Annotated in this window: 1 protein-coding gene and 1 pseudogene; one reads left to right on the top strand and one right to left on the bottom strand. The window is 66.2% G+C overall.

Annotated elements, in window-relative coordinates:
- Positions 1 to 471: 471 nt before the first annotated feature.
- Complete coding sequence (locus PV682_RS44005; RefSeq protein ID WP_319738573.1) at positions 472 to 1143, top strand: DUF5753 domain-containing protein; 672 nt, start codon at positions 472 to 474, stop codon at positions 1141 to 1143.
- Here the strand turns inward: PV682_RS44005 and PV682_RS44000 are convergent.
- Positions 1135 to 1803: pseudogene (locus tag PV682_RS44000) on the bottom strand (transposase family protein); the annotation flags it as partial. The gene PV682_RS44005 and the pseudogene PV682_RS44000 overlap by 9 nt on opposite strands.
- Between the last annotated feature and the right edge of the window lie 101 nt (positions 1804 to 1904).

The following is a 1904-nucleotide window of genomic DNA, read 5'->3' as shown; positions in this document are numbered from 1 at the left end:
CCAGCGAGTACTTTCTGGGGGCGGCCATGGTCGATGTTCCTCTCATGAGTCCCATCTGACCCTCTGTCAACACACTCCGCATCTCGGGGGAACCTCAACGGGGTAGGGTCAGTAACTCCCCGCCGTACCAGCGGTCGAACTGGCGCGGAGACACTTCAAGGGACGCCAGCCGGGGGTCACGGTCGAGCTCCGCCAGCCGGACAGCAGCCCGCCTGTATTGGGCGGCGAACGCCTCGTACGTCGTCAGGTGCCGCTGCTGAAGCAGGCGCCGAAACAGCGTCGTCCGTGGCATGACCCCACCCTCCCGGTGCGGTGCCCACCTGTCACGGACACCCCCACGACTTCCGGCAGCATGACGACGTGTCGGCCAACTCGGCAACATAACTTGTTAAGTTGACTCGAACGGGTTGAAGATTCGTCCTCGCCGACGCGGCGACCGTCCTCGGCTGGGAGAACACCCGGCTCAGCCGCGTGGAAACCGGCCAGTACCGGATCAAGAACACCGAGGTCGGCACCCTCCTGCCCGCGTACGGCGTCACCAGCCCCGAGGTCATCGCCGAAATCGCCCGCGTGATCGACACCTCGCACCAGGCATGGTGGGGCGCGTACGCCAACGTCCTGCCCTCGACCTACGCCGATCTCATCGCGCTGGAGAACGAAGCCACCGTCATCCGCTGCTACTTCCCCCAGCTGATCGGCGCCCTGCTCCAGACCCCGGCCTACGCGCACGCCCTCATCTCCAGCTCACCTCGCGCCTCCACCCAGAAGACCGCGAGCGCGCTGGTCCAGGTCCGGCAGGGCCGCAGGGAGATCCTCACCCGTCCGGACAACCCCACCGAGCTGCGGACCGTGATCGACGAATCCGCACTGCACCCCCGGGCCGGCGCGGCAGCCGACCTCATGCGCGACCAGCTCCTCATCCTCCTGAGCATGACCGAGCGGGAGAACGTCACACTCCGCGTCATTCCTCTGGACGCACCCCTCCACCCCGGCCTCACCAGCAATATGACCATCATGGAGTTCGGAGACCCCTGGCAGCCGGTCGCCATGGTCGACCACAACCGAGGCGGGGTCTTCCTGGAAGCGCCCGAAGACGTGAACGCGTTCACCGAGGTGTTCGACAGTGAACCTCTTTCATCCTGAATACGTGCAGGTCATGAGTGTGTGGATGGCTTGGACGATGGTGCCGATGCGCCGGGTGGAGCATCTGGCCCGTCGAAGCAGTCGCCAGGTTTTGAGCTGTGCGAAGGCGCGTTCGCCGGGTGCTCGGAGGCGGGCGTGGTCGCGGTTGAACTGCTGGTAGTGCTCGGGCTGTTCGCTGTGGTGGTGGTAGGGGGTGCTGAAGGTGGCGCCGGCACCCTGGTAGGCCCGGTCGGCGAGTACGAGGATCTGCTGGGTGAGACATGCCTGGACGATGCCGTGGGCTCGTGCTGCGGTCAGGTCGTGGGTGCGGCCCGGCGTCGCGCGTGAGAACCACAGCGGGGTCCCGTCCGGGCGTGCGACGACCTGGACGTTCATGCCGTGCTGCTTGTGTTTCTGGGAGTAGTACGGTTCGTCGGCCCGGATGCGGTCGGTCGGGATGAGTGTCCCGTCGATGATGACGAAGTCTCCTTCGCCCAGTCCGGTCAGGGCCTCGTGGAGGCCCGGCGCCCAGGCGGCCAGGACGTCGAGTGTCTCGTCGACGTAGCGCCAGGCCGTCGTCTCCGACACCCCGAACCCGGCGCCGACCTGTGCGAACGTCTCGTTCTTCCGCAGGTGGGCCAGTGTCAGCAGGGCTTGCTTGAAGCAGCTCAGCTTCCGCCACGGCTAGGCCGTGTTTTAGGAAAAGCGGGCGGCCATCCATTTGGTGAGGTCGCCTGCGATCCGGTCGACGCTGGTTTCGGTGATGACGTCGTGTTCGCGGC

Origin of the sequence: Streptomyces niveiscabiei (assembly GCF_033794345.1) — a bacterium.
GTDB lineage: Bacteria > Actinomycetota > Actinomycetes > Streptomycetales > Streptomycetaceae > Streptomyces > Streptomyces niveiscabiei.
This window is presented reverse-complemented; position numbering and strand designations above follow the sequence as displayed.